At 66.6% G+C, this 24,576-nt stretch carries 25 protein-coding genes; 6 read left to right on the plus strand and 19 right to left on the minus strand.

Annotation, left to right across the window (positions count from 1 at the left end; translation table 11 throughout):
- Nucleotides 1-9 precede the first annotated feature (9 nt).
- Both H2509_RS02240 and H2509_RS02245 read right to left on the minus strand, forming a co-directional pair.
- Nucleotides 10-780 (minus strand): cobalt-precorrin-6A reductase, encoded by a 771-nt coding sequence (locus tag H2509_RS02240; RefSeq protein ID WP_182161852.1) that lies wholly within the window; start codon nt 778-780, stop codon nt 10-12.
- Nucleotides 773-1,873, minus strand: a complete 1,101-nt coding sequence (locus tag H2509_RS02245; protein WP_182161854.1) for a cobalt-precorrin-5B (C(1))-methyltransferase — start codon at nt 1,871-1,873, stop codon at nt 773-775. Before H2509_RS02245 ends, H2509_RS02240 begins: the two co-directional genes overlap by 8 nt.
- Nucleotides 1,874-2,460: 587 nt before the next feature.
- Between H2509_RS02245 and cobA the strand changes: the two genes are divergently transcribed.
- Together cobA and H2509_RS02255 are read left to right on the plus strand one after the other, a co-directional pair.
- Entirely contained in the window at nt 2,461-3,315 is an 855-nt protein-coding gene (gene cobA / locus H2509_RS02250) for a uroporphyrinogen-III C-methyltransferase (protein ID WP_182161944.1), read from the plus strand.
- Nucleotides 3,312-4,613, plus strand: a complete 1,302-nt coding sequence (locus tag H2509_RS02255; RefSeq protein ID WP_182161856.1) for a cobyrinate a,c-diamide synthase — start codon at nt 3,312-3,314, stop codon at nt 4,611-4,613. The genes cobA and H2509_RS02255 overlap by 4 nt, the downstream gene beginning before the upstream one ends.
- 208 nt (nt 4,614-4,821) lie before the next feature.
- Here the strand turns inward: H2509_RS02255 and cobM are convergent, their stop codons facing one another.
- The 7 genes from cobM to H2509_RS02290 are packed head-to-tail and all read right to left on the minus strand — an operon-like array spanning nt 4,822 to nt 11,355.
- Nucleotides 4,822-5,592 (minus strand): precorrin-4 C(11)-methyltransferase, encoded by a 771-nt coding sequence (gene cobM / locus H2509_RS02260; protein ID WP_182161858.1) that lies wholly within the window; start codon nt 5,590-5,592, stop codon nt 4,822-4,824.
- Nucleotides 5,589-7,409, minus strand: coding sequence for a precorrin-3B C(17)-methyltransferase (gene cobJ, locus H2509_RS02265; RefSeq protein ID WP_182161860.1), 1,821 nt, complete (start codon nt 7,407-7,409; stop codon nt 5,589-5,591). The genes cobM and cobJ overlap by 4 nt, the downstream gene beginning before the upstream one ends.
- Nucleotides 7,379-8,110, minus strand: coding sequence for a precorrin-2 C(20)-methyltransferase (gene cobI, locus H2509_RS02270; RefSeq protein ID WP_182161862.1), 732 nt, complete (start codon nt 8,108-8,110; stop codon nt 7,379-7,381). Before cobI ends, cobJ begins: the two co-directional genes overlap by 31 nt.
- The gene (cbiE, locus tag H2509_RS02275; protein WP_182161864.1) at nt 8,107-9,312 is read right to left on the minus strand and encodes a precorrin-6y C5,15-methyltransferase (decarboxylating) subunit CbiE; all 1,206 of its coding nucleotides are present in this window, start codon (nt 9,310-9,312) and stop codon (nt 8,107-8,109) included. Before cbiE ends, cobI begins: the two co-directional genes overlap by 4 nt.
- A complete protein-coding gene (locus H2509_RS02280; protein ID WP_182161866.1) occupies nt 9,309-9,980 on the minus strand; it encodes a precorrin-8X methylmutase in 672 nt (223 codons plus the stop codon). Before H2509_RS02280 ends, cbiE begins: the two co-directional genes overlap by 4 nt.
- Complete coding sequence (locus H2509_RS02285) at nt 9,977-11,098, minus strand: sirohydrochlorin chelatase (RefSeq protein ID WP_182161946.1); 1,122 nt, start codon at nt 11,096-11,098, stop codon at nt 9,977-9,979. Before H2509_RS02285 ends, H2509_RS02280 begins: the two co-directional genes overlap by 4 nt.
- Nucleotides 11,099-11,127: 29 nt before the next feature.
- Nucleotides 11,128-11,355, minus strand: a complete 228-nt coding sequence (locus H2509_RS02290) for a DUF6732 family protein (protein ID WP_182161868.1) — start codon at nt 11,353-11,355, stop codon at nt 11,128-11,130.
- 389 nt (nt 11,356-11,744) lie between these two features.
- Here H2509_RS02290 and H2509_RS02295 point away from each other — a divergent pair, with 389 nt between their 5' ends.
- Nucleotides 11,745-12,254 (plus strand): cupin domain-containing protein, encoded by a 510-nt coding sequence (locus H2509_RS02295; protein WP_182161870.1) that lies wholly within the window; start codon nt 11,745-11,747, stop codon nt 12,252-12,254.
- A 77-nt stretch (nt 12,255-12,331) separates the two neighbouring features.
- A complete protein-coding gene (locus tag H2509_RS02300; protein WP_182161872.1) occupies nt 12,332-12,856 on the plus strand; it encodes a glycine cleavage system protein R in 525 nt (174 codons plus the stop codon).
- A 3-nt stretch (nt 12,857-12,859) separates the two neighbouring features.
- Here H2509_RS02300 and H2509_RS02305 read toward each other — a convergent pair whose 3' ends face one another.
- From H2509_RS02305 to H2509_RS02345, 9 genes are all read right to left on the minus strand, one after another.
- The gene (locus H2509_RS02305) at nt 12,860-13,348 is read right to left on the minus strand and encodes a MarR family winged helix-turn-helix transcriptional regulator (RefSeq protein ID WP_182161874.1); all 489 of its coding nucleotides are present in this window, start codon (nt 13,346-13,348) and stop codon (nt 12,860-12,862) included.
- Nucleotides 13,299-14,558: a flavin-dependent oxidoreductase gene (locus tag H2509_RS02310; protein WP_182161876.1), complete on the minus strand. Its 1,260-nt coding sequence runs from the start codon at nt 14,556-14,558 to the stop codon at nt 13,299-13,301. The genes H2509_RS02305 and H2509_RS02310 overlap by 50 nt, the downstream gene beginning before the upstream one ends.
- Before the next feature lie 69 nt (nt 14,559-14,627).
- On the minus strand, nt 14,628-15,659 hold the full coding sequence (locus H2509_RS02315) for a TRAP transporter substrate-binding protein (protein WP_182161878.1): 1,032 nt from the start codon (nt 15,657-15,659) through the stop codon (nt 14,628-14,630).
- 828 nt (nt 15,660-16,487) lie between these two features.
- The gene (locus tag H2509_RS02320; protein WP_182161880.1) at nt 16,488-16,754 is read right to left on the minus strand and encodes a hypothetical protein; all 267 of its coding nucleotides are present in this window, start codon (nt 16,752-16,754) and stop codon (nt 16,488-16,490) included.
- 881 nt (nt 16,755-17,635) lie between these two features.
- Nucleotides 17,636-18,367 carry a proteasome-type protease gene (locus H2509_RS02325; RefSeq protein WP_182161882.1) on the minus strand — a complete coding sequence of 244 codons (732 nt, stop codon included), beginning with the start codon at nt 18,365-18,367 and terminating at the stop codon, nt 17,636-17,638.
- Between the two features lie 41 nt (nt 18,368-18,408).
- Nucleotides 18,409-19,218 (minus strand): transglutaminase family protein, encoded by an 810-nt coding sequence (locus tag H2509_RS02330; protein WP_182161884.1) that lies wholly within the window; start codon nt 19,216-19,218, stop codon nt 18,409-18,411.
- A gap of 11 nt (nt 19,219-19,229) precedes the next feature.
- Complete coding sequence (locus tag H2509_RS02335) at nt 19,230-20,177, minus strand: alpha-E domain-containing protein (RefSeq protein WP_182161886.1); 948 nt, start codon at nt 20,175-20,177, stop codon at nt 19,230-19,232.
- A 2-nt stretch (nt 20,178-20,179) separates the two neighbouring features.
- Entirely contained in the window at nt 20,180-21,598 is a 1,419-nt protein-coding gene (locus tag H2509_RS02340; RefSeq protein ID WP_235974617.1) for a circularly permuted type 2 ATP-grasp protein, read from the minus strand.
- A 351-nt stretch (nt 21,599-21,949) separates the two neighbouring features.
- On the minus strand, nt 21,950-22,342 hold the full coding sequence (locus tag H2509_RS02345; RefSeq protein ID WP_209001749.1) for a MerR family transcriptional regulator: 393 nt from the start codon (nt 22,340-22,342) through the stop codon (nt 21,950-21,952).
- 85 nt (nt 22,343-22,427) lie between these two features.
- Between H2509_RS02345 and H2509_RS02350 the strand changes: the two genes are divergently transcribed.
- Entirely contained in the window at nt 22,428-22,754 is a 327-nt protein-coding gene (locus H2509_RS02350; protein WP_209001750.1) for a hypothetical protein, read from the plus strand.
- 10 nt (nt 22,755-22,764) lie between these two features.
- The gene (locus tag H2509_RS02355) at nt 22,765-22,977 is read left to right on the plus strand and encodes a GDCCVxC domain-containing (seleno)protein (protein WP_182161890.1); all 213 of its coding nucleotides are present in this window, start codon (nt 22,765-22,767) and stop codon (nt 22,975-22,977) included.
- 9 nt (nt 22,978-22,986) lie between these two features.
- On the opposite strand, the gene H2509_RS02360 is transcribed toward H2509_RS02355, so the two are convergent.
- Nucleotides 22,987-24,423 (minus strand): helix-turn-helix domain-containing protein, encoded by a 1,437-nt coding sequence (locus H2509_RS02360; RefSeq protein WP_182161892.1) that lies wholly within the window; start codon nt 24,421-24,423, stop codon nt 22,987-22,989.
- Nucleotides 24,424-24,576: the final 153 nt, after the last annotated feature.

Here is a 24,576-nt window from a genome sequence, read left to right on the forward strand (position 1 = left end):
AGGGGTAAATTATCTGGAATCGTTAGGGCAATTCTTGCGGAAGCGGTCCGCCAGCCAGTCGAGGACCGCGTCTTCGCTCTCCGCAAGCCGTGCCTCGGGCAGCGGCGGCCGCGCCACCATGATCACGGGAAGACGGAGCCTGCGCGCCGCGGCGACCTTGGCGTAGGACGCCGAGCCGCCGCTGTTCTTGGCGACCAGATGCGTGATGCCATGGGCGATCATCAGGTCGCGCTCCTCATCCTCGTCCGGCGAGGGGCGGGCCAGCAAAAGCTCGCCCGGTGGCAAGGGCGTTCCCTCCTCCGGCGGATCGATCATCCGCATCAGGCAGCGGATATCCCGCCTGCCGGCAAAGGCGGAAATCTCCTTGCGGCCGACCGAAAGAAACGCATGCGCACCGGCGGGCAGGCCGTTCGCAGCCTCCCGGAGGTCCCGCACGACGGTCCAGTTATCGCCCGGCTCCCTCACCCACTCCGGCCGTTCCAGGCGGATCAGCGGCACTTTGGCGAGTTCCGCCGCCCGCACCGCATTGGCGCTGATCGTGGCAGCGTAAGGATGTGTGGCATCGACCAGCGCATCGATCCTTTGCCGGGCAAGATAATCCGCAAGCCCGTCCGCGCCGCCAAAGCCGCCGATCCGCGTTTCGACGCCAAGTGCGCCCGGATTGGCCACGGCGCCGGCAAGAGAGGCAATAACATCGAAGCTTTGCATCCGCGCCAGCCGCGCGATCAGCCGCCGTGCCTCCAGCGTGCCGGCGAGAACGAGGACCCGCCTTTCAGCCATCGCCGTCGAAGCCCGCCTCGCCGATGACCTTGCCGTCGCGGTCGATCACTATCACCTCGCAATCGACCGGCGCATCGCGCAGCACCGCCTTCGCCGCCCGCTTCGCCGCGCCCGCGATCACCACGCCCAGATCGACGCCCTCGGCCTGCGCCAGGTCCAGCACTTCCTTCGCCGTATTCGCGTCCTCGGCGCGCGCGATCAGGGCCTCGCTCAGCCCCGCCCCGCGCAGGATCGCGGCAAGGGAAGCGAAATCGACCTTGCTGCGCGCCGAATGCAGGTCGAGCGCGCCTTGCGCCAGCTTCGCGAACTTGGCGAAACCGCCGCACAGGGTAAGTCGGTCGACAGGGTGCGCGCGCAGGTATTTCAGCATGCCGCCGGCAAAGTCGCCCATGTCGAGATAGGCGAAATCCGGCAGGTCGTAGCGCCTGCGGATCGCGTCTTCCGAGGTCGAGCCGGTCGCCGCCGCCACATGGGTCAGCCCCGCCGCCCGCGCCACGTCGATGCCACGATGGATCGATGCAATCCAGGAGGCGCAGGAAAACGGCCGCACGATCCCCGTCGTGCCGAGGATCGACAGTCCGCCGACGATGCCCAGACGCGGGTTCATGGTCTTTTGTGCCAGCACCTCGCCGCCCGGAATGGAGATTTCCACCTCCACCGCGCCGCTGCCGCCGAAAGCCGCCGCGATTTCGGCGACCGCCTCGATAATCATCCGCCGCGGCACCGGGTTGATCGCGGGCTCGCCCACCGGCACCGGCAGGCCGGCGCGCGTCACCGTGCCCACGCCCTCGCCCGCCCGAAAGGCAACGCCCTCTCCGACGGCGAGCGGCCGAACGGTGGCGATCACCGTTGCTCCGTGGGTAACGTCCGGATCGTCGCCCGCATCCTTGATAATCCCCGCGCGCGCAAACCCTTCGCCCAATTCCTCCAGCGCCAGCGCGAAGGCCGGTCTCTCTCCCTTCGGCAGAGTGATTTCCACCGGATCGGGGAAGGCGCCGGTCAGGAGCGCCTGATAGGCAGCCTTGGCGGCGGCCGTCGCGCAGGCGCCCGTGGTCCAGCCCCGGCGCAGTTTCTGGGGATCGAAGGTCGTCATTGCCCGCGACTATAGAGACGCCGCCGGCTTTTCGCGAGCGAGCGATATTAAACGCCGGGCTTGCAACGCACTCAGGCGTCATCGCCGGGTTCGACCCATTGCTGTCCGGTTTATATCGGGATTGATGGCGGGTTGAGCGGATATCGCGTGCGCCTCACCTCTCCCTTGAGGGAGAGGTCGGCGCGTCAGCGGCGGGTGAGGGAAAGCGAAGCTGCTGAATTTCAATGGCATTTAAACACACCCTCACCCTAACCCTCTCCCATAGGGAGAGGGGATTGCGCCGTCCGGCCGGCCCGCTCCGAAACCCGGATACAGCTCGCTTGGCGGTCGCACCGAAAATTGCGCAGCCGTGTCCCACGTGAGGGAAGTAAGGAAATTAGCTACCTTTCCAATGGTTTCTGCCACGCAATCAAAACTAAACCGGACAGCAATTGGCTTGACCCGTTGATCCATGCGGCCCTCAGCCGAAGGCCCCCCGGTTGTGGATCGCCGGGTCAAGCCCGGCGAAGACGAGCGGAGAGGCAAATGCCTTGATAACAGCCCTTCCGCTTGGCCTTTGGGCCGCCTGCGACTACAAGGAAAGGACGATGACGCACCGCAACGATCCGACGAGCGATTTCCCTGGCCTGCCGGTCTTCGAGCCCGGCACCGTCTGGCTGGCCGGCGCCGGCCCCGGCGACCCGGGCCTGATGACGCTGCATGCCTTAAACGGCCTGAAGCAGGCCGATGTCATTGTCTATGACGCCCTCGTCGATTCCTCGGTGCTGGCCTATGCGCGGGAGGGCGCAATCGTCGATTTCGCCGGCAAGCGCGGCGGCAAGCCGAGCCCGAAGCAGCGCGACATCTCGCTGAAGCTGATCGACTACGCCAGGGCGGGCCACCGGGTGCTCAGGCTCAAGGGCGGCGACCCCTTCGTCTTCGGGCGCGGCGGCGAGGAAGCCCTGGCGCTGGCCGGCGCGCATATTCCCTTCCGCATCATTCCCGGCATCACCGCCGGCATCGGCGGGCTGGCCTATGCCGGCATTCCCGCCACGCATCGCGACACCAACCAGGCGGTCACCTTCCTCACCGGCCACGACCAGAGCGGCCTAGCGCCGGCGGCGATAAACTGGGAGGCCATCGCCAGGGGCTCGCCCGTCATCGTCATGTATATGGCGATGAAGCATCTGGAGACGATCGCGGCCAGGTTGATAAGCGGTGGACGGCCTGTGGACGAGCCTGTGTGTATCGTGTGCAACGGGACGCTGGCCAACCAGCAGGTGCTCGTGACCACGCTCGAACGCGCGGCCAAGGAAGCCGAGGCAGCGGCGCTCGAACCGCCGGCCATCGTCTGCGTCGGCCCGGTCGTGCGCCTGCGCGAGGGCCTCGATTGGATCGGCGCGCTGTCGGGGCGCGTGCTCAATCCCGACCCGCTGGGCCTCGGAGAAACGGCGGCCGGATGAGCGGAACGCGCGCGCGCGCCCTGATCCTCGCCGCCCCGTCGTCCGGTTCGGGCAAGACGGTGCTCACCCTCGCCCTGATCCGAGCGCTGCGGGATCGCGGGTTCGCCGTTTCCTCCGCCAAGACCGGCCCGGACTATATCGATCCCGCCTTCCACGCTGCCGCCAGCGGGCGGGATTGCGTCAATCTCGACCCCTTCGCCATGCGGCCCCCGCTGATCCGCGAGCTCGCCTCGACACAGGCCAAAGGCGCCGACCTCATGGTCGTCGAGGGCGTGATGGGCCTGTTCGACGGCGCAGCGAACGGCACCGGCTCGACCGCCGATCTTGCCACCCTGCTCGGCCTGCCCGTCGTGCTCGTCATCGATGCGGCAAAGCAGGCGCAATCGGTCGCGGCCCTCGCGCGCGGCTTTCGCGACCACCGCGCCGACGTGACAATCGCGGGCGTCATCCTGAACCGCGTCGGCAGCGAGCGGCACCGCGCCTTGCTGGAAACAGCGCTTGCCGCCATCGGCATGCCGGTGCTGGGCGCCGTGCCGCGCTGGCAGGACCTGCAGCTTGGCGAGCGCCACCTCGGCCTCGTGCAGGCGGGCGAGCATGCCGACCTCGCCGCCTTCCTGGAAAAGGCGGCCGCCCATGTGGCAGCCCATGTCAACCTTGCTGCGCTGGCCCGAACGGCAATGCCCGTCGAGCCGGCGGTCGCAGCGCCGCGTCTGCCGCCGCCCGGCCAGCGGCTGGCCATCGCCCGCGACGTCGCCTTCGCCTTTGCCTATCCGCACCTGCTCGACGGCTGGCGGGCGCAGGGCGCGGAACTTTCCTTCTTCTCGCCGCTTGCCGATGAGGCGCCCGCGACCGACGCCGATGCCGTTTTCCTGCCGGGCGGCTATCCGGAACTGCATGGCGGCATGCTTGCCGCCGCCTCGCGGTTCAAGGAAGGCATGCAGGCCGCACAGGCGCGGGGCGCGCTGGTCTATGGCGAATGCGGCGGCTACATGGTGCTTGGCGACGGGCTGGTCGACGCGGCGGGCAATCGCCACGCGATGCTCGGTCTCCTGCCGCTTGAGACGAGCTTCGAGAAGCGCCGCCTGCATCTCGGCTACCGCCGCCTGGAAGCGGTGGCAGGCACGCCCTTCGGCACCGACCTCGCCGCGCACGAGTTCCACTATGCCAGCATCGTCTCGGAAGGTGCAGCCGAGCGCCTTTTCCGCGCCCGCGACGCGCTCGACGAGGATCTGGGAGAGATCGGCCTGCGCCGCGCCAATGTCATGGGTTCCTTCGCCCATGTAATCGACGGGGCGTAACCCTCACCCGGCGCTGACGCGCCGACCTCTCCCTTGAGGGAGAGGTGACGGAGGTCTTGGCAACCGAATTCCGCAATTCGACCTTCCGGTCCTTCCTGGTGAGCATCCTGGCTGCCGCCGGCAAGCGCCACACGTTCCAACCAGACGCTGATGACGCTACTTGCGCCCCCTCTCCCTGATGGGAGAGGGCCGGGGTGAGGGACAAGCCCTACCCCGTCTTCCGCTTCGGCCTGAGCACGTGGACATGCGCGCCGTCATAGAGCGCGGAATCGCGGAAATCCTCGTCCGGCTGCAACGCCTTGCCGACGAAGATCAGCGCCGTGCGGGTGATCTTCGCCTCGCGCACCTTCTCGCGGATATCCGACAGCGTGCCCCGGATGAAGGACTGATCCGGCCAGCCGACCCGGTAGGCGACCACCGCCGGGCAATCCGCCCCGTAGAGCGGAATGAGCTGGCGCTCGATTTCCCGCAGGTTTCGTACCGACAGGTGGATGGCGAGCGTCGCGCCGGAACGCCCCAGCGTCGCCAGATCCTCGCCCTCGGGCATGGCGGAGGATTTCATCGCCGTGCGGGTCAGGATCACCGTCTGGGCGATTTCCGGCACCGTCAGTTCCTGCCCCAAGGCAGCGGCCGCCGCCGCGAAGGCCGGCACGCCGGGCGTCACGTCATAGGGAATGCCGAGCGCCTTCAAGCGGCGGATCTGCTCGGCGATCGCGCCGTAGAGCGAAGGGTCGCCGGAATGGACCCGCGCCACGTCCTCGCCCCGCTCGTGGGCTGCGACGATCTCGGCCATGATCTCGTCCAGCGTCAGGGGAGCGGTGTCGATCACCCTGGCGCCTTCGGGAGCGGCGGCGACGATCGCCTCCGGCACCAGCGAGCCGGCATAGAGGCAGACCGGCGCGCTCTGGATCAGCTTCAACCCGCGCACGGTAATGAGATCGGGATCGCCCGGCCCGGCGCCGATGAAATGAACGATCATAGCTTTTCCTCGATGCGCTTGGCATAGCCGCGCGGCGTATAGACGAAGACCTCGCCCGAACCGCGCTTCACCGCGCGGCTGTTGGACGAGCCGACCAGCACCGTGGTCAGCATGTCGACATCGTCGACCTTGAGGTCGGCTAGCGTCGTCACGCGGATCTTTTCATCGGCCCGCCCCAGATTGACGCCGAGCACCACGGGCGTTTCCGCCGGACGATGCCGGAGCAGGATTTCGCGCGCCGCCGCCAGCTGGGTGCGCCGGCGCTTCGACACCGGATTGTAGAAGGCGATGACGAAATCGCCTTCGGCAGCCGCCTTCAGCCGCTTTTCGATCGCCTCCCACGGCGTCAGCAGGTCGGAGAGGGAGATGGCGCAGAAATCGTGGCCGAGCGGCGCGCCGATCCGCGCCGATGCCGCCTGCAGGGCGGAGATCCCCGGCGCGTTGACGACGGCCACGCGCTTGGCCTGCGCGGAGACGCCGCCATCGGCCTCCGCCCGGTCGAGCAGTTCGTAGACCAGCGCGCCCATCGCATAGATGCCGGCGTCACCCGAAGAGACGAGCGCCACCGACCGGCCTTCGCCGGCCCGCTCCAGCGCGAAGCGAACCCGCTCCTCTTCCGCGCCCAGCGGAAAGGCGTGGCGCGGCTTGCCCTGGATAAGGGGCGCGACAAGATCGAGATAGAGCGAATAGCCGACCACCTCGTCGGCTTCCGAAAGAAGCCTCGTTGCCTCCGGCGTGCGCCAGCCGTCCTGCCCCGGCCCGATGCCGATGACCGCAAGACGCCCGCGCGCACGGCCGACCGTTTCCGCCTCGATCGGCGCAGGCGCGATCGCCACCGCGACGGTGGCATTTGCGGTCTTGCGCTTTTCCACGATCAGCCTGCCCGCCTCGCCGCTCGCGGCGAGCGCCGCACCTTCCGAAACGCCGTGGCAGCCGACTTCGGCGAAGACGACCTCGGAAGGATTGGCCAGACGCCCGCTTTCGGCCTCCAGCTCGCTTGCGGAAAAGATCCGCAGCGGCGCGTTCAGCGCCTCGGCCACCGCCGCCATCGCCGGCTCGTCGGCCTTCAGGTCGAGCGTCGCGACCACGCCCACGGCACCTTCCGCCAATCCGGCCCCGGCGAGCGTCTCGCGCACCAGCGAAAGCAGCTCCGCCGGCTCGCAGCCTCGCGCGCAGCCGATGCCGACGGCAAGGCGCCTGGGGTGATAGACCAGCGTGTCGGCGTCGCCCTGAACCGCCCTTTCGCTCAACACCAGTCGGAGACTGGCATCCGGCGAAACAGGCAGCCGCGATGTGGCGATCCAGTCGGCATGCCCTTCGATCGCCACCGGCTCGCCGGCCAGGAGCCGCGCCATCACCCCCTTGGCATCGGTGAGATTGGCAAGCCACCAGCCCTTGGGCGGCGTGTCGAGCGCAAAGCCCAGTGCGGTGTCTCCCGCCGTGGTGATCGCGGCATGGCCGTCGAGAAAGTCGGCGATCTCGCGCGCCAGCGCATTGGCGCCGCGATGGCCGCCGAGCAACGGCACCACGCTGTTGCCGTCCTCGGACACCGCAAGCACCGGCGGTTCGCTGAGCTTGTCGGTGATCACCGCCGCCAAAGCGCGAATGAGGATGCCGCTAGCGCAGACGCCGACGATCGGCGCCCCCGCCTGATAGAGCGCACGGATATGGTCGAGCGTGTCGGCGAAGGCGACGTCGACGCCAGACACACGGCGCGCGAGCCCGTGCAGCTTCGCGCCCGGCAGGTGGTTTGCAATCGTCCTTGCGGTGGCGAGCGCCGCCGGCGTCAGGACGAGGATTGCGGGGGAAGCATCCACGCTTCGTCTCCCTTGTAGATCAGGATCATCGAAAAATAAGGAGCGGTTTCGGCGGTCACCGACGCGAGCGGCAGCACGACCTCCTGCGGCAGCGTCGCCCTCTCCACCAGCCCCGCATGCTGAAGAAGCCCCATGTCGGCCAGCAGCGCCTGCAATCGTTTCAAATGGCGGCCGACCTTCATGATGGCCACCGCGCCGGCCGCGTCGATCCGCGCGCGAATATCGTCGTCGGCAAGCGGACCAGGAATGACCGTCAGCACGTCGTTTCGCGCCGTCAGCGGGCGCTGCAGCCGTGCCGCGCAGGCAGTCAGCGAGGTGACGCCCGGCACGATCTCGCAAGGGTACTGACCGGAAAGCCGCTCGAAGAGATACATGAAGGAGCCGTAGAAGAACGGATCGCCCTCGCAAAGCGTCACCACATCCTGGCCGGCCGAAAGCACCTCGCCGATCTTCGCCGCCGCCCGGTCATAGACTGCTTTGGCCGGATAGCGGTCCAGTCGCATCGGCACCACGATCGGAATTTCCCGGGCGTCCGGGGGGATGATCGAGGCGGCGATGGAGCGGGCGAAGCTCGGCCCGTCGTCGGGCGCGGGATAGGCGACGACCTTCGCCGCCGATATCAGCCGGTGCGCCTTCAGCGTCATGAGTTCGGGGTCGCCGGGCCCGAGCCCGACGCCAAAAAGGGTGCCTGGCGCGCTCATGGCTTGACGAAGCTCCACTGGGTGACGGGCATCAAGGGCCGCCAGCCGGTGAAGCCGCCAACCCTGCCGGCGCGCGCGATGCTGAGCCGGCAAAGCTCGCCGCCATGCGCCTCATAGGCCTTCAGCAGCACTGCCTCGCTCTCCAGAGTCACCGCGTTGGCGACGAGCCGCCCGCCCGGTTTCAGCGCGGCAATAGCGGCGGGGACAATTCCCTCGGCCGTCAGCCCGCCGCCGAGAAAGATCGCATCCGGCACGGGCAGTCCGTCGAGACCTTCCGGCGCGGCAGCGTCCCGCAGGTCGAGATCCGGCACGCCGAGGGCCGCGGCATTGGCGATGGCGAAGGCGCGCCGCCCGGCATCCGGCTCCAGCGCGATCGCCTTGGCGCGCGGCGCGGCCCGCATCCATTCGATGGCGATGGAGCCCGACCCCGCACCGATATCCCACAGGAGCGCGCCCGGGTGCGGCGCGAGCTTCGCCAGCGTTGCCGCGCGGATTTCCCGCTTGGTGATCTTGCCGTCGTGGCGGAAGGCATCGTCCGGCAGTCCGGCCAGGCGCGAGCGCACCGGCGTATCGCGCACCGCAATCGCCTCGATGGCAAGAAGATGGAAATCGGCCACCTCTTCGTGCCAGCTTTCGGCCGTGCCCGAAACGATCCGCTCGCGCGCCCCGCCCATATGCTCCAGCACCGTCATGCGGCTCGCGCCATAGCCCTCGTCGGCCAGGAGGTCGGCGGCACGGCGCGGTGCCTCGGCATTGCTGGTCAGGCACAACAGCCGCGCGCCGGGATGAAGATGCGCCCGCAGCCGGTCGAGCGGCCGGCCATGGACGGAGAGCGTTTCAACCTCCTCCAGCGGCCAGTCGAGCCGCGCGGCGGCCAGCGAAAAGGCCGACGGCACCGGCAACACGGTCATTTCGTCCGCTGGATAGCGGCGCGACAGCGTGGCGCCGAGGCCAAAGCACATCGGATCGCCGGTGGCGAGCACCACGGTCGCCGCACCGCGCCGCGCGTCGATCAGCTTCAGCCCTTCGGCAAAGGGCGACGGCCAGGAAACGGTTTCGCAGGAGAGCGAACCGGCGAGTTCCAGATGCCGTTTACCGCCGATCACGAATTGCGCCTCGGCAAGCGCCCGTTTCGCGACACCGGAGAGGCCGTCGAGCCCGTCTTCGCCGATGCCGATCACGGTGAGCCAGGGAGCGCTCATCGCCCCTCCTCCGGCAGGCCGGCGGCCAGCGCATTGACGGCAGCGGCCGCGATTGCCGAGCCGCCGCGGCGACCCTTCAGCGTCAGGTAGGGAATGGAGAAGGGGTTTTCGCTGAGCGCCTGCTTCGATTCCGCCGCACCGACGAAGCCGACCGGAAAGCCCAGAATGACGGCAGGCCTTGGAAAGCCCTCCGCGATCCGCTCAAGCAGATGGAACAGGGCGGTCGGGGCATTGCCAATCGCGACCACCGCGCCCGCCAAACGGTCCTGCCAGAAATCGACGGCCGCCGCCGACCGCGTGGTCGCAAGGTCGCCGGCATGATCGGCGACGCGCGGATCGTCCAGCGTGCACACGACCTCGTTTCGCGCGGCAAGCCGCGAACGGATGATGCCGTATTCCACCATCTTCACGTCGGTCAGGATCGGAGCGCCTTGCCCGAGAGCCTCGCGCGCCGCCTCGGCCGCACCGTCGCTCCAGGCGAGATCGGCTACGATGTCCGGCTCGCCGCAGGCATGGATCAGCCGCACGGCAACGTCGCGCAAGGATTCCGGCAGGCGGTCGAGATCGGCCTCTGCCCTGACGATGGCGAAGGACTGCCGGTAGATCGCCGCCGGATCGCGCTCGTAGTCGTAGCGCCTGGCCGGCGGACGGGCGAAAGCGTCGTTCACCCCCGCCTCATCGATTTCGGACCCAGAGGGTGGTCCGCATGCGGATAGGGATGATGGTGGTGGCCATGGTCATGGCTATGCCCGTGGCTATGGTCGTGGCCGTGCGCATGATCGTGGCCGTGATCATGGCCATGGTGATGATGGCCGTGGTCATGCCCCAGATCATGCCCGTGACCATGGTCATGATGATGGTGGCCGCCCTCCCGCACCTGGCTTTCGCAGGCCCCGGTGCAGACATCGTCGCAAAGATGGCATTCGGCCGACTTGCCGAGCCCTTCCACATGGTGGTGATGGCTTTCCTGCCGAAGACCGACTTCCGCCTCGAAGCCAAGCACCTGCTCGCGATATTTGCAGAGCTGGCAGTTCATCAGGTTGGCGCCATCCAGGATCTCCTCCACCCGTTCCACAAAGGTGTCGAGCACCAGCGGATGGTCGTTGAGATAGCCGGCCTTCACGAACTCGATCTCCGGATGGCGCTCGGCCACCTCATCGGTGAAGGCGTAGATGCGGCTCACCAGCACGCCGGTGAACAGGAAATAGGGGAACACCACGATGCGCCGGTAGCCGAGCTTCGCCGCATGTTCCAGCGCCGGCTCCACCAGCGGGAAGGTGACGCCCGAATAGGCCGTTTCCGCCCAGCCGAACCCCATGCCCTCCCACAGGAGGCGGGTGACCTTGGAGACGTTGGAATTGGCGTCCGGGTCGGAGGACCCGCGGCCGACGACGACGAGCAGCGTCTCGTGCATCGGCACGTCGTTGCCCGCCTTGTCGAGCGCTTCGCGCACCCGCTCGCCGGCCGCCCGCACCATGCGGGTGTCGATGGCCAGTTCCCGGCCGTAGTCGATGCGAACGCCCGGATTTTCCGCCTGATAGGTGTTGAGGACGGAGGGGATGTCGTTCTTGGCGTGGCCGGCGGCAAACAGCATGCCAGGCACGGCAAGGATGCGCGTGCAGCCCTGATCGCGAAGCCTGTCGAGGCCGTCGCGGATAACGGGCTCGGCGAATTCCAGATAGCCGTACTCCACCGGCCAGTCCGGGAACCGCGGTTTCAAGCCTTCGGCGAGGCTTGCGAATTCGCGCACGGCGGCGCGGTTGCGGCTGCCGTGGCCGCAGATCATCAGGCCCGTACGTTCGTTGTTGCCGGATTTCACTTGGCCGCCTCCGCTTCGTCGCCCTCGGCGGCTTCTTCCTCGACGCCGTCCTTGTCGGCCTTGCGGCTTTTCCAGGCGACGATGCCGGCAATGGCGGCGGCGGCCGCGATGGCCGCGATACCAGCCCAGTGCGAGTGGCCGGCGACCTCCGCCACATGGCCGACATGGGCTTGGGCGGGCGCGGCGGCAAGGAGCGCAAGCGAGGCCGGGAAAAGGCGGATCATGGCGGATACCCCCATCTGATTGGCGAAATTCGGCACCATGCGGGGGAGAAAACGATTGTGACCGCGTGTTCGCCGACACCCGCCGAAACTGTCGGCCGGGCGGCGAACTGACGCGTCAGACAGCTCCGGACTGGATCCCCTGCTTGGGTCGACCGCCACCGGACTCGTTTTCAGCCCCTTCAGGGACGCCGTCATGTGCGCCGCACGCTAGAGGACGCAGGCTGGCGCCGCAAGCGCAAACTCCGACACAGATCATCGGCCAAACGTCCACCCCGCATGGAAGACCGGAAGATCGTTCAAATTTTAGCTTTCCCCGGAACGCGCCTTTCAGGGATCCCGTGGCAAGAAAAAGTCTTGCGATCGATCTGACGTTTCCGGGGAGGGACGCCATGTCTGATGAATTGACTGCGGCATCCGCCGCCGGCTTCGGCCATGCAGCCGGAGCCGCCCTTGCTGCCTGGTCCACCGCCACCGTCGACCTTGCGACCATGCGGGACGCCCCGATCCGCCGCGCCTGGCTGATCGAGGGCGAGCCCGTCGCTCGCGTCGCGTCGCTGGGACGGGGCGCCGACGGGCTCGCCACCCTCGCCACCTGGGACTGCACGGCGGGGCGCTTCCGCTGGTATTACGGCGGCGACGAGGCCGTGTACATTCTTGAAGGAGAGGTGACGGTCACCGCGCCGGATGGCGTTACCCGGACGCTCAGGGCCGGCGACACCGCCTGGTTCCCGGCCGGGCAATGGTTCGAGTGGCACGTGCCGACCTATGTCCGCAAGATCGCCTTCTGTCGAGACGTTCCGCCACCGGCCATCCGCTTCCAGATGAAGGTGCTGCGCAAGCTGCGTTATCTGGCGCGCAAGCTCTTCGCAGAGGTGGAAGAACCGCAATCGGGCCTGTGACCCTGTTCAGCATGGTTCCGAAGCGTTAATTTCAACTCCTGATCCGGAAGAAATCCTCTTGGCAGGAGCGCGCGACCATGCCCACCGACCTGGTGTTGACTGTTATCGCCAATGACCGTCCGGGCCTTGTCGAGCGCCTGTCGGATGCCATCGCCGCCGAGGGCGGCAACTGGGTCGAGAGCTCGCTCGCCCGGCTTGCCGGCGAGTTCGCCGGCATCGTGCGCGTCCAGATCGCCGACGAACGCCTGGACCGGCTGGAACTGGCGCTCGACGAACTCGGCCAGCACGGCCTGTCGGTGACGGTCCGTCGCGGCGCCGCGCAGCCCGAGCCCGCCGGCAGCCACGCGCATCTGTCGCTGGTCTGCCAGGATCATCCGGGCATCGTCCATGCTGTGGCCGCCGCCCTGGCCCGGTTCGACGTCAGCATCGACGAACTCGCCACCGAGGTGTTTTCCGGCTCCATGAGCGGCGAGCGCATGTTCGGCGCCGAGGCCGAGATCATCCTGCCGCCGGATATCGACGAAGGCGAGCTTCGCGCCGCGCTGGAGGAACTGGCCGGCGACCTGATGGCCGAGATCGACCTGAAGGATGTCGGCGCCTGAGATTTACGCGCCGTCCCTGCCGGTGAGCTTCTTCAGCATCGCACGCAGCTCCGCCCGTCCGCCCTGTCCGAGCGGCGCGGTCAGCCTGGCCTCGGCGAGGCGGATCTTTTCGCGGATCGCGGCGAAACGCTCCATGCCGCTCTCGCTCAGCGCATAGCCGACCTTGCGCCCGTCGCCGGGAACCAGAACCCGCGTGACGAGTTCCTCATCGATCAGCGGCTTCATCGCCGTGGTCAGCACGGACGGTGCGGCGCCCACGGCCCCTGCCGCCGCGCGGTGGGTGATGCCGGGATTTCGGGAAACCAGCTCCAGGACCATGAACTGCAGCGGCGTCACTCCGTCGCCGTCGAACACGGCGGCGAAGACCTGCTGGCCGCGCAGGAAGGCATGGCGCAGCAGATGGCCGACGAGATCGTTGAGGATGCCGTAGTCGAGCCCATCCTCAGCCGGCAAGGCGGACGATGCTTTCGCGGCGATTGAGCGTTTCGACATCGAAGCCTGCCACCTGCTTGTAGGCCCGCGCGGTTTCCTCCAGTTCGGTCCGGCTCAGCACATCCTCGACGCGGTTGAAGCCGTCCGGCGCGCGCGCCTCCACGATATCGAGCACCTTGTCGGGCCCGTCCGCCCGGTTCAGGAGCACAATCTTCCCCGTCGCCGGACGGCGCTCCGCCTCATAGGCGCGCAGGGCCGCCTCACCCACGCCGTGGCGCTGGAATTCGCGCGTCAGCACCCGCGCGTCCAGGATCGCCTGGCTAGCGCCGTTCGACCCGATCGGATACATCGGATGGGCAGCGTCCCCCATCAGCGTCATCGCGCCGTGGGTCCAGCGCGGCAGCGGATCGCGGTCGACCATCGGATATTCGAAGACATGCTCCGCATCGCGGATGATCCGCGGCACGTCGAGCCAGTCGAAATGCCAGTCGGCGAAGCGCGGCAGGAAATCCTCCAGCCGGCCCGGCCGGTTCCAGTCCTCGCGCCGCCACAGATAGTCGGCCGGAAAACGCAGGTCGGCGATCCAGTTGATCACCGAGCCGTCCTCGCCATCGTCGGCGATCGGATAGCAGACAAACTTGCGTGCCTTGCAGCCGGCCATCGCCATGCTGCGGCCGGTGAGAAACCTCGCTCCCCGCGTCACGCCGCGCCACATGACGATGCCGCCCCAGGCCGGCATGCCTTCCTTGGGATAGAGCTTCGCCCGGCAGGCGGAATGAATGCCGTCGGCGGCGATCAGCACCTTGCCGCGCACGGTGCCGAGCGATTTTCCCGCATGACGGTCGACCAGATCGACGGCGATGCCGCCGTCCTCCTGCCGCCAGTCCTCGATCGCCGCTCCCGTGACGATGGCGTCAGGACCGAGGCGCTTGCGCACCGTCTCGAAGAGCAGCATCTGCAGCTTGCCGCGATGGATGGAAAACTGCGGCCAGTTGTAGCCGGCACCGATGCCGCGCGGCTCGGACCAGATCGGGCTGCCATGGCTTGAGAAATAGGCGACTTCCCGCGTGCGCAGGCCGATGCCGTCGAGCCCGGCAAGCAGGCCGAGTTCATCGAGTTCGCGCACCGCATGCGGCTGCAGGTTGATGCCGACGCCAAGCGGCTTCAGCTCGCCGACCGCCTCGAAGACCCGCGCCGGAATGCCCGCCTGATGCAGGCTGAGCGCCATGGTCAGCCCGGCGATCCCCGCCCCCGCTATCAGCACTGTCATGGAACGCCGTCTCCGTTCAACCAAACAGAAAGGCGGCGCGCGGATCCGCTCCGCGCGCCGCGTCGTCGTTTATTCGCCGGCGTAGTTCGAGATCAGCGCGCGGGCGTCTTCCACCATCGCCTTGCCGTCATAGCCCTTGGCCGAGACTTCCTCGATCCAGGCATCGACCAGCGGAGCGGCGGCGGCCTTCCAGCGGTCGACTTCCTCCGGCGGCAGCTTGATGATCTTGTTGCCGGCCTTCTCGGCGGCGGCGATGCCGGGAGCGTCACCCTCGTCCATCACCCGGCCGACCCACTTGGAGGCCTCGCGGCCGCTATTGGCGTCGATCACCGCCTTCAGGTCGTCCGGCAGCTTCTCGTAGCTCGCCTTGTTCATCGTGAAGACGAAGAAGGCGGTATAGAGCCCCCGGTCGCTGTCGAAATCCGTATGGGTGTCGACCAGTTCCGCCACCTTCAGCGGCGTCGTCACCTCCCACGGGATCACCGTGCCGTCGATGACGCCCTTGGAAAGCGCCTCGGGCATGGCCGGCACCGGCATGCCGATGGCGGTGGCGCCGAGCTTTTCCAGCAGCGCAGTCGTCTGGCGCGTCGGGCCGCGCAGCTTCAGGCCGTTCATGTCCTCAAGCTTGGTCACGCCGTCGCCCTTGACGTGCAGCAGGCCGGGGCCGTGCACATGGACGGCGATCGGATGCGTGTCCTTGAACTCGTCCTTCAGGTACTTCTCATAGAAGTCCCAGGCCGCCTGGCTGGTGGCTTCGGCCTTGGCCGGCATGAAGGGCAGCTCGAAGGCCTCCGTGCCGGGGAAGCGGCCGGGCGTGTAACCGGGCAGCGTCCAGACGATGTCGACCACGCCGTCCTTCGCCTGGTCGTAGAGCGCCGGCGGCTTGCCGCCGAGCTGCATGGCCGGATAGACCTCGACCTTGATGCGGCCGCCGGAGTCCTTTTCCACCTTCTCCGCCCAGGGGGTGATGAAGTTCTTGGGCACGGGTGCCGGAGCGGGAAGGAAATGGTGAACGCGCAGCGTCACTTCCTGCGCATGGGCGATGCTCGCCGCCGACAGGGCGATGAGGCCCGCGGCTAGCGCCTTGGCTAGGCTTTTCATTTCGCTCCTCCCTTTCAGCAGCCGTCCGGCCGCCCTTTTCGTTTATCAGGTAAACGAGATTGAGGGATCGTCCTGTGCCCGTCAAGGGAGGTGCACGGCCTCTCCCTTCGTCTTCGCCGGGCCCGGTACTGGAAAACGCCCCGGCGATCCATCGGACGACGGCGAAATATGCCGGCGCCGCATGGATACGCGGGTCAAGCCCGCGTATGACGAGCTGAGGGGTTGAAGCGGTGTGTCTGCCACATACTCCATCATCCCGGGCGAGTGAGGCGCAGCCGAGCGATGACCCGGGATGACGGGAGTACGTGGCAAGCGGTTTGCCACAATCTCTGTCATGCCCGGCCCGACCGGGCATCCAGTAACCACGGTGGCCGGAGATTCAGCCACCAACGCATGCGTTTACTGGATCCCCGTCTTCACGGGGATGACATCAGAGTGTGGGGCGGAGGCTGCATCTAATTCTGCCGCGCAATGGACGCACAGCCTCTCCCCTCGTCATCGCCGGGCCCAGACCCGGCGATCCATGAAGCTCTGCGGCAAGCGGTGATGCCGCGTGGATACGCGGGTCGAGCCCGCGTATGACGAGCTGAGGGGCTAAGGCAGAGAAGCGGCCCCACACTCTGACGTCATGCCGGACAAGGGAAGCGCAGCGGACCGCTGATCCGGTATCCAGAAATCATCCCCGGGCGAAGGCCCGCTCGAAAGACAAGGTCGTCATCGCCGGACCATTGACCGGCGACCCGCCCGCCGCGCCCGGTTGAGGTGCGGGTGGCGCGAGGTGCGAGCGGGTGTCCGGCAAGGCCCGGACATGACGATTGCGGAGCCGGATCACGCCTCGTCCCTGGCCGGGCGCGAGACGAGGCGGATGCCCGGCGCATGCGGAATGCGCGGTTCGGAAAAATCGGCGGGCGGAAGAAAGCTCAGTAATTCGCTCTCGCGGGCGAGATGTGCCTTCGCCAGGCGGTATTTCAGCGTCAGCGTCACGACCGCGATGCCGGTCGCGGCAAAGGTGACGAGCGCGACGGCCTTCACCCAGTCCGCCGTCGAGCGCCAGGTGGTGAGTAAATCCGCAGCGAAATTATAGCCGTCGGCCATCGCCATGCCTCCCCGTTAAGCCGGTGAACCGCCAGAGGAAGCACCTCTGGCGACCGGGGAGTTAGCAGACCGACAGCAAAGCGGCCGCGATGGCCTTTAGGGCAAGCCCTTGGACATGCGCCATCGCCTCCCCGGCCATGAGGGTGTGAGCCCTTAGGTCGAGGAGGCATCAATACGGCTGATGCCAGCCGTTGCTGTAGAGGCTGCTAAACCCCGAGGCCAGCCTTTTTCGCTGGCCCTGCGCGCATTCTATCCTGAGAAATATACGGAGAAAAGTGCAATTCCCGGTTGATGGTCACATTCACTCGGGCGCACGTGTTGGCGCTTCATGGATACGCGGGTCGAGCCCGCGTATGACGAGCCGAGGGGCCACGGCAGAGAGGCGACCGCACACTCCGTTGTCATCCCGGGCGAGTGAGGCGCAGCCGAGCGATGACCCGGGATGACGGGAGTACGTGGCAAGCGGTCTGCCACAATCTCTGTCATGCCCGGCCCGACCGGGCATCCAGTAACCACGGTGGCCGGAGATTCAGCCACCAACCCATGCGTTTACTGGATCCCCGTCTTCACGGGGATGACATCAGAGTGTGGGGCGGGGGCTGCATCTAATTCTGCCGCGCAACGGACGCACAGCCTCTCCCCTCGTCTTCGCCGGGCCCAGACCCGGCGATCCATGGTCGGTGGCTAAGAACTCGGGCACCGCGTGGATACGCGGATCAGGCCCGCGTATGACGAGCCGAGGGGCCACGGCAGAGAGGTAACCGCACACTCCGCCGTTATACCGGACAAGCGATGCGGAGCCGAGTGCCGATGCGGGACGACGGGAGTGTGGAGCCAAAACTCACGCCAAGCTCTCCCGCGCGCCCGGCCGTCCCTGGCCCTCAGATCTCGAAGTCGGGAATTTCCGACACCGCGATCCGCAGCCGCTCCGACCACTCTTCCGACAGCATCGAGAAATACGGATCGTCGCGCTCGATGCGCTTCTGCCGGTCGGCGGCAAAGGTATCGGTATTGTAGAGCAGAAGGTCGATCGGCATGCCGACCGACAGGTTGGAGCGCAGGGTGGAATCGAAGGAAAGCAGCACCAGCTTCGCCGCCTGGCCGAGCCGCATGTCGTGCTGCGTCACCCGGTCGAGGATCGGCTTGCCGTATTTGTGCTCGCCGATCTGCATGTAGGGCGTATCTGCGGTCGCCTCGATGAAGTTGCCCGCCGCGTAGACCTGGAAAAGGCGCGGCGCCTCACCCTTGATCTGGCCGCCGAGGATGAAGCTCACCATGAAGTTTTCCGCCGAGGTGGCAAGCGCCTCGCCATCGATTGCCTTGACGCTGCGCACCGCGCTTCCCACCACGCGCGCCGCCTGGAACATCGTCTCGGCGGAGAAGAGCGTCGGTCCGGGCGTCGTTTCGGATGTCAGCTGCTCGCTCAGCAGGCTGACGACGGCCTGGGTGACGGCGAGGTTGCCGGCCGAAAGCAGCACCAGCACCCGCTCGCCCCGCTTTTCCCAAACATGCAGCTTCTTGAAGGTCGCCACATTGTCCAGGCCGGCATTGGTCCTGGTATCGGCGGCGAAGACGAGGCCCCGGTCGAGCTTCAGACCCACGCAATAGGTCATAAGCGGTACTTTCCTGACATTGGCTGCTTGCGCAGGCGTGCTTATTGCTGCTGAGCCTGCTGGCTGACGCTGACCTCGACCTGCAGGTTCTCTTCGTTTCCGCCGAATTGTACGCCGCGAATCGGGGCGGCGGAACGGGAATCGAGACCTGTCGACAGGCGAATATAGCGGTCTGTTGGACAAATCCTGTTGGAAACGTCGAAACCGACCCAGCCGAGCCCCGGCAGATGCACCTCCGCCCAGGCGTGATGGGCCTCCGAGTCCTGCCCGTCCTCCAGCAGCAGATAGCCGGAAACGTAGCGCGCCGGCATTCCGACCGAACGCGCGGCGGCAATGAAGATATGGGCGTGATCCTGGCAGACGCCCTCGCCCGCGCTCAGGGCGTCGATCGCCGAGGCATGCACCTGCGTCACCCCGGTGCGATAGACGACCTTCTCGTGGATCGCCTCCATCAGTTCGTGGCAGCCGGCCAGCGGATCGCTGGTCGCCGCGAGGCTGCCGAGCCTGCGGATCGCCGGATTCGCCCTGGTCAGGCCGGTGAAGCGCAGGAAGACGATATCGCTTGCAGGACAGGCCGGCTGGCCGACGACGCCGGCCCGGTCTTCAGTCTGCACCAGCCCGCGCGCGACGATTTCCAGCTCGCTCAGCGCTTCCTGATGGCTCACCACATGGACGATGTTGCCGAAGCCGTCCGCATAGCTCGCCGCCCTTTCCATGCCCGGCACCTCGATTTCCCAGTCGAGCACGGTCTGGCCGGGCACGTCGCGGGGCGTGAGCCGCAATTGCTGGATCGTATGGGCCAGCGGCCGGTCGTAGACGTAGCGGGTCTTGTGATTGACGGCGAGAAGCATGGGTCTTCCGGTCAGGCGAAATTGTAGTCGGCGGAAAGCTGCAGGCTGAGGCCGTTGTTGCGGCTGATGAAGTCGCTCAGGAATTCGTGCAGCCCGTACTGGAACACCTCGCTCATCTTGCGGTCGGTCAGCAGCTTGTGCGTGGCGACAGCCATGTCGTAGCTCGGCAGGCGCTCGCGATAGACGTCGGTCAGGTCTTCCATGCTCTCCTCGATCCAGTCGTAGCAATAGGCGAGCGAGCGCGGCATCTCCTTCCTCAGGATCAGGAATTCGGCGACGTTGAAGGCTTTCAGGCTGGAGTCGCGATAGGCATGGCGATAGCTGCGATTGGCGGAGACCGACCGCAGGATGGTCGACCACTGATAGGTGTCGAGGCTGCCGCCGATCACCTCGTTGTCCGGCAGCAGGATCCAGTATTTCACGTCCAGGATGCGGGCGGTGTTGTCGGCCCGTTCCACGAAGGTGCCAAGCTGCGAGAAGTAATAGCCTTCGTTGCGCATCAAGGTGCCGAGCAGCGCGCCGCGAAACAGCATCGCCCGCTGCTTCACCCAGCTCAGGAAGCCCGGCAGCTTGTCGTCCGTCATGTGCTGCGGCTTGACTTCCATCATCTCGATATAGGTGGTGTTGATGCTCTCCCACATCTCCGAGGTGATGGCCGTGCGCACCGAGCGGGCATTGTTGCGCGCAAGCTCCACGCAGGTGCGCACCGAGGACGGGTTGTCGCGGTCGAACAGCAGGAAGTTGATCGCCGCGCGCTGTGACAACTCGCCTCCCTTCGCCTCGAACGCGTCGAGGCAGCCGGCGCTGACCAGCGTCGAGCGCCAGTCGTCCATGGCGTCGGAGCCGAAGCGCGGCGTCATCGCGATGCGATAGGCGACCTCCAGCAGGCGCGCCATGTTTTCCGCCCGCTCGTTGTAGCGCAAAGTCCAGAAGAGGGATGCGGCAGTTCTGCCCAGCATGATCAGTCCTCGAGCACCCAGGTATCCTTGGTTCCGCCGCCCTGGCTGGAATTGACGACGAGCGAGCCTTTCCTCAGCGCCACCCGGGTCAGGCCGCCGGGCGTGATGCGCACCTTGTCGCCGATCAGCACATAGGGCCGCAGGTCCACGTGGCGCGGCGCGATGCCGGAGGCGACATGGGTGGGACAGGCCGAAAGGGCCAGCGTCGGCTGGGCAATGTAATTCTTCGGATTGGCCGCCAGCCGCTTGGCGAATTCCGACAGCTCGCGCTTTGTCGCCGTCGGCCCGATCAGCATGCCGTAGCCGCCGGAACCGTGCACTTCCTTGACCACCAGCTCGGCGAGATTGTCGAGCACATAGGCGAGGTCGTCCGGCTTGGCGCAGTTCCACGTCGGCACGTTGTTCAGGATCGGCTTCTGGCCCGTGTAGAACTCGATGATATCCGGCACATAGGCATAGACGGCCTTGTCGTCGGCGATGCCCGTGCCGGGCGCGTTGCAGATCGTCACGTTGCCCGCCCGGTAGGCGTCGAAAAGGCCGGGCACGCCGAGCATGGAATCGGGACGGAAGGTCAGCGGATCGAGGAAGGCGTCGTCGATGCGCCGGTAGATCACGTGCACCTGCTCCGGCTTGCGCGTGGTGCGCATCCACACCTTGCCGTTGTCGACGAAGAGGTCGCGCCCCTCCACCAGTTGCGCGCCCATCGTGTCGGCGAGGAAGGCATGCTCGAAATAGGCGGAATTGAAGATGCCGGGCGTCAGCACGCAGACCGTCGGATCGTCCACGCCATCCGGCGCCACGCTCTTCAGCGTGTCCTTCAAACAGTCGGGATACTGGTCGATCGGCGCCACCCGGTTCAGCCGGAAAAGTTCCGGGAACATGCGCATCATCGTCTCGCGGTTCTCCAGCATGTAGGAGACGCCGGACGGCGTGCGCGTATTGTCCTCCAAAACGTAGAACTCGTTCTCGCCGACGCGCACGATATCCGTGCCGATGATATGGGCGTAGACCTTGCGGGCCGGGGTGAAGCCGATCATCTCCGGCAGGAAGGCCTCGTTCTGGATGACGAGGTCGGCGGGGATGCGGCCCGCCCGGATGATCTCCTGGCGGTGATAGATGTCATGCAGGAAGGCGTTCAGCGCCCGCACCCGCTGGTCGATGCCGGCCGACAGGCGACGCCATTCGGATGCGGAGATGATGCGCGGGATGATGTCGAAGGGGATCAGGCGTTCGGTCGCCTCGTTGGTGCCGTAGACGGCGAAGGTGATGCCGAGCCGGCGAAAGATCGTCTCCGCCTCGCGCGTCTTCTTCTTCAGGATGCCCGGCGGCTGGGACTCCAGCCACTGGAGAAGGGCTCGGTAGGGCTCGCGCGGCTCGCCCTGCTCGTTCAGCATTTCATTGAAGATCTGCCGCTCCTCCATCCACCTTCCCTGCCCTGTCCTAGAGTGAGGTTCGTAGATGGCGCAGGCAGGCCATCCACCCCAACTCAAGCCTAGTCCGCCAACGGGCGCATCTGCAATTGCGACGAATTACGCATTGCCGGCAAAGACATCGTGACCTGTTCAGCCATTCGCCGCAAGGCCGGAGCGGTACGGCCGACGCTTCCCGTCAATGACGGCTCAGCAAAAGTCTTGCCAAATCGGAAAGCTGCCGGCCCGGCCCGCCACGCAGGAAGACGACGGCAGGATTGCACAAAGTTTATGCGGGAGTTGCCGCGTCCGTCGCCTCGACGCTCGCTGCTCGTGCAGGCCCGGTGCGAGGGCGATGACATGTCATTCGCCGAACAGTCGGCCCAGCATCGGACAATCGCGGCGACCGTCCCCGCATTGCCCGTGAAGGTCGGCAAGCGCCGTCTCCAGTTCGACAAGGTCGCGGATCTTCCGGCGCACGCTTTCAAGATGCCTTTCGCTGATCGTCCGCACCTCCGCGCAGGCCCTTTGCCTTTCGGTCGCAAGGCTGAGCAGCATGCGGATTTCGCCGATCGGAAAGCCGAGGTCGCGGCACCGGCGGATAAAGCGGAGCTGCGACACGCCGTCATCGTCATAGACACGCCGCCCGGAGCCGGTGCGGAGCGGCGGCGGCACGACGCCCTCGCGTTCGTAGTAACGGATCGTCTCGATGCCGACGCCGCTGAGACGCGCCGCTTCGCCAATGGAATGCTTCACGTTTTTCCTCTTGATCCTGTAGCCGCTACAGGATGCATCAATGCCGGCCATACGCGAATTCACAAACCCGAAAGGAAGGATTGCAATGGCCGACGGTATGGCTCGGTTCGGATTTCTCGGCGGGATCGCTTCGCTTGCCACGGCGGCATGTTGCGTGCTGCCCATCACCTTCATGCTGCTGGGGGCCGGCGGCGCCTGGGTCGCGGTGCTGGCGTCCGCGGCCGCCCTCAGTCCCTATGTGATTGCGATTTCCGCTGTGGTGCTCGCAACCGCATGGTTCCTGTCGCTGCGTGGATCGGCTCCAAGACGCACCTACGCGCTGCTTGGCGGCGGCTCGCTGCTGACCGCGCTTGCCTGGATCGTGCTTCTCAACGAAGAGGCGATGAACGACTACCTGATCCAGTGGATGTGAGGAGAGGCGCATGACCGCGATCACGCTGCAATCCACCCTGACCTGCCCTGAATGCGGCCATTCCGAAACCCTGGAAATGCCACAGGATGCCTGCCAGTGGTTCTTCGAATGCAAGGGCTGCGGCGCGATCCTTCGGCCGAAGCCGGGCGACTGTTGCGTCTATTGTTCCTACGGCACGGTCGCCTGTCCGCCGATCCAGCGTGGCAGCTCATGCTGCTCTTGAGCGGCGGTCTCAAGTCAGCGAGAAGGGCACGATACCGCGCACGTCCGGATCGAGGGCGATTTTCTTGTCGACGGCCGGGAAGGCCCGCTCAAGACAATTGTCACGCGGGCAGATGCGGCAGTTGATGCCGATTTTCGTTACCTCGCCCTTTTCGCCGAGCGCGAGCCCGTCCGCATAGACAACGTCGCTGGCGTAGGCGAGTTCGCAGCCAAGGCCGAAGGCATAGCGCCTCTCGCGCGTCCGGTGATTGACGGACGACTTCACGGCGCTGCGGGCAAGGCAGAGATAGCGCACGCCGTCGGGCATCTCGCCCACCTGCACCAGCGTGCGCGAACCGAGATGCTCGAAAGCCTCGTGCACGTTCCACATCGGGCAGGCGCCGCCATAGCGGGCGAACTGGAAGCGCGTGGCGCTGTGCCGCTTGATCACGTTGCCCGCCCGGTCGATCTTGACGAAATAGAAGGGGATGCCCTTGTTGCCGGGCCGCTGCAGGGTGGAAAGCCGGTGGCAGACCTGCTCCAGGCTCGCTCCCGTCACGATCTGCAGCCGGTCGAGGTCGTGGCGGCTTGCCCGCGCAAGGTCGAGGAAGGCCTGATAGGGCAGAAGCAGCGCGCCCGCATAGTGGTTCTTCAGCGCCAGCCGGCAGACATCGTCCGCCCCGTGGCTGTGAAAGCCGGCGGATGCCACGTGTTCCTCGATCAACTCGCCAGCCTCGAAGCGGGCAAGCAGGCCGGCGAGGAGAAAATCGCGCGTCGACTGCGGCAGCGCCAGCGCCAGCACAGCGATCCGCCGCTTGGCGTCGAACTGCAGGATGGGCGCGGCCGGGTCCGGCCGATCCGCCACGTCGACCGAGACGGCGTGCCGCGCCTCCAGCCGCCCGGCGATCAGCCGCGCCTTGTCGTGATGCCAGGCAAGGCCGAGTTCCTTTGCCGCGCGTTCCGCCGCCCGGTCCAGCGTATCCACGTAGTTGTCGATATAGTGGAAGTGGTCGCGCACTTCCTCGTAGGGGAGTGCTGCCTTGGCCTTGTCCTGCGCGCTCGTGCCATGCGCGCTGATCACGTCGTCCACCGACGCCTGATGCTCCAGCACCCGCCGCATCGCGCCGTGCAGGTCGAGGAAGGAGCGGGCAAAATCCGGCGCGTGCGTCGCGGCTGCCTTCAATTCCTGCAGGCCCGGCTTCTGGCCGCGGAAGATCGGGTCGGCCAGCGCCTCGCCGAGATCGGCGACGATGCGGTCGAGGTCGTCGGCCTCGAAACTTGCCATGTCGACGCTGAAGACGCGCCCCACCGAAAGGAGAACTGCCGCCGAGAGCGGCCGCTGGTTACTCTCCAGCTGGTTCACGTAGGATGCCGACAGGCCGAGGCGCCTGGCGAACTCGACCTGGGTCAGGCCGGCGCCCTCGCGCACCTTGCGCAGGACATGGCCGGCGAAGATCTTCTTGGACATGGCGCCGCATTCCGCAAATTGCAAATTTTTCACAACATTTCTAGCATCACTTTTACATCTGGCACAATGCGCCGCCTAACGGTATTTCTTCTTTATCGCACCGCAACATAACTGCCGCGGCGGGAGGCGGGCGGGATTTGCGAGAAAGCGAGC

Origin of the sequence: Stappia albiluteola (genome assembly GCF_014050225.1) — a bacterium.
Lineage (GTDB): Bacteria > Pseudomonadota > Alphaproteobacteria > Rhizobiales > Stappiaceae > Hongsoonwoonella > Hongsoonwoonella albiluteola.

Coding starts and splice junctions, on each gene's coding strand:
- cobA (WP_182161944.1), top strand. CDS start 2,461: ATGACGCACCGCAACGATCCGACGAGCGATTTCCCTGGCCTGCCGGTC.
- H2509_RS02240 (WP_182161852.1), bottom strand. CDS start 780: ATGGCTGAAAGGCGGGTCCTCGTTCTCGCCGGCACGCTGGAGGCACGG.
- H2509_RS02360 (WP_182161892.1), bottom strand. CDS start 24,423: ATGTCCAAGAAGATCTTCGCCGGCCATGTCCTGCGCAAGGTGCGCGAG.
- H2509_RS02295 (WP_182161870.1), top strand. CDS start 11,745: ATGTCTGATGAATTGACTGCGGCATCCGCCGCCGGCTTCGGCCATGCA.
- H2509_RS02310 (WP_182161876.1), bottom strand. CDS start 14,558: ATGACAGTGCTGATAGCGGGGGCGGGGATCGCCGGGCTGACCATGGCG.
- H2509_RS02355 (WP_182161890.1), top strand. CDS start 22,765: ATGACCGCGATCACGCTGCAATCCACCCTGACCTGCCCTGAATGCGGC.
- H2509_RS02315 (WP_182161878.1), bottom strand. CDS start 15,659: ATGAAAAGCCTAGCCAAGGCGCTAGCCGCGGGCCTCATCGCCCTGTCG.
- H2509_RS02330 (WP_182161884.1), bottom strand. CDS start 19,218: ATGCTTCTCGCCGTCAATCACAAGACCCGCTACGTCTACGACCGGCCG.
- H2509_RS02255 (WP_182161856.1), top strand. CDS start 3,312: ATGAGCGGAACGCGCGCGCGCGCCCTGATCCTCGCCGCCCCGTCGTCC.
- H2509_RS02350 (WP_209001750.1), top strand. CDS start 22,428: ATGGCCGACGGTATGGCTCGGTTCGGATTTCTCGGCGGGATCGCTTCG.
- H2509_RS02320 (WP_182161880.1), bottom strand. CDS start 16,754: ATGGCCGACGGCTATAATTTCGCTGCGGATTTACTCACCACCTGGCGC.
- cobM (WP_182161858.1), bottom strand. CDS start 5,592: ATGATCGTTCATTTCATCGGCGCCGGGCCGGGCGATCCCGATCTCATT.
- H2509_RS02340 (WP_235974617.1), bottom strand. CDS start 21,598: ATGGAGGAGCGGCAGATCTTCAATGAAATGCTGAACGAGCAGGGCGAG.
- cobI (WP_182161862.1), bottom strand. CDS start 8,110: ATGAGCGCGCCAGGCACCCTTTTTGGCGTCGGGCTCGGGCCCGGCGAC.
- H2509_RS02335 (WP_182161886.1), bottom strand. CDS start 20,177: ATGCTGGGCAGAACTGCCGCATCCCTCTTCTGGACTTTGCGCTACAAC.
- cbiE (WP_182161864.1), bottom strand. CDS start 9,312: ATGAGCGCTCCCTGGCTCACCGTGATCGGCATCGGCGAAGACGGGCTC.
- H2509_RS02245 (WP_182161854.1), bottom strand. CDS start 1,873: ATGACGACCTTCGATCCCCAGAAACTGCGCCGGGGCTGGACCACGGGC.
- H2509_RS02305 (WP_182161874.1), bottom strand. CDS start 13,348: ATGTCGAAACGCTCAATCGCCGCGAAAGCATCGTCCGCCTTGCCGGCT.
- H2509_RS02285 (WP_182161946.1), bottom strand. CDS start 11,098: ATGATCTGCGGCCACGGCAGCCGCAACCGCGCCGCCGTGCGCGAATTC.
- H2509_RS02300 (WP_182161872.1), top strand. CDS start 12,332: ATGCCCACCGACCTGGTGTTGACTGTTATCGCCAATGACCGTCCGGGC.
- H2509_RS02325 (WP_182161882.1), bottom strand. CDS start 18,367: ATGACCTATTGCGTGGGTCTGAAGCTCGACCGGGGCCTCGTCTTCGCC.
- H2509_RS02290 (WP_182161868.1), bottom strand. CDS start 11,355: ATGATCCGCCTTTTCCCGGCCTCGCTTGCGCTCCTTGCCGCCGCGCCC.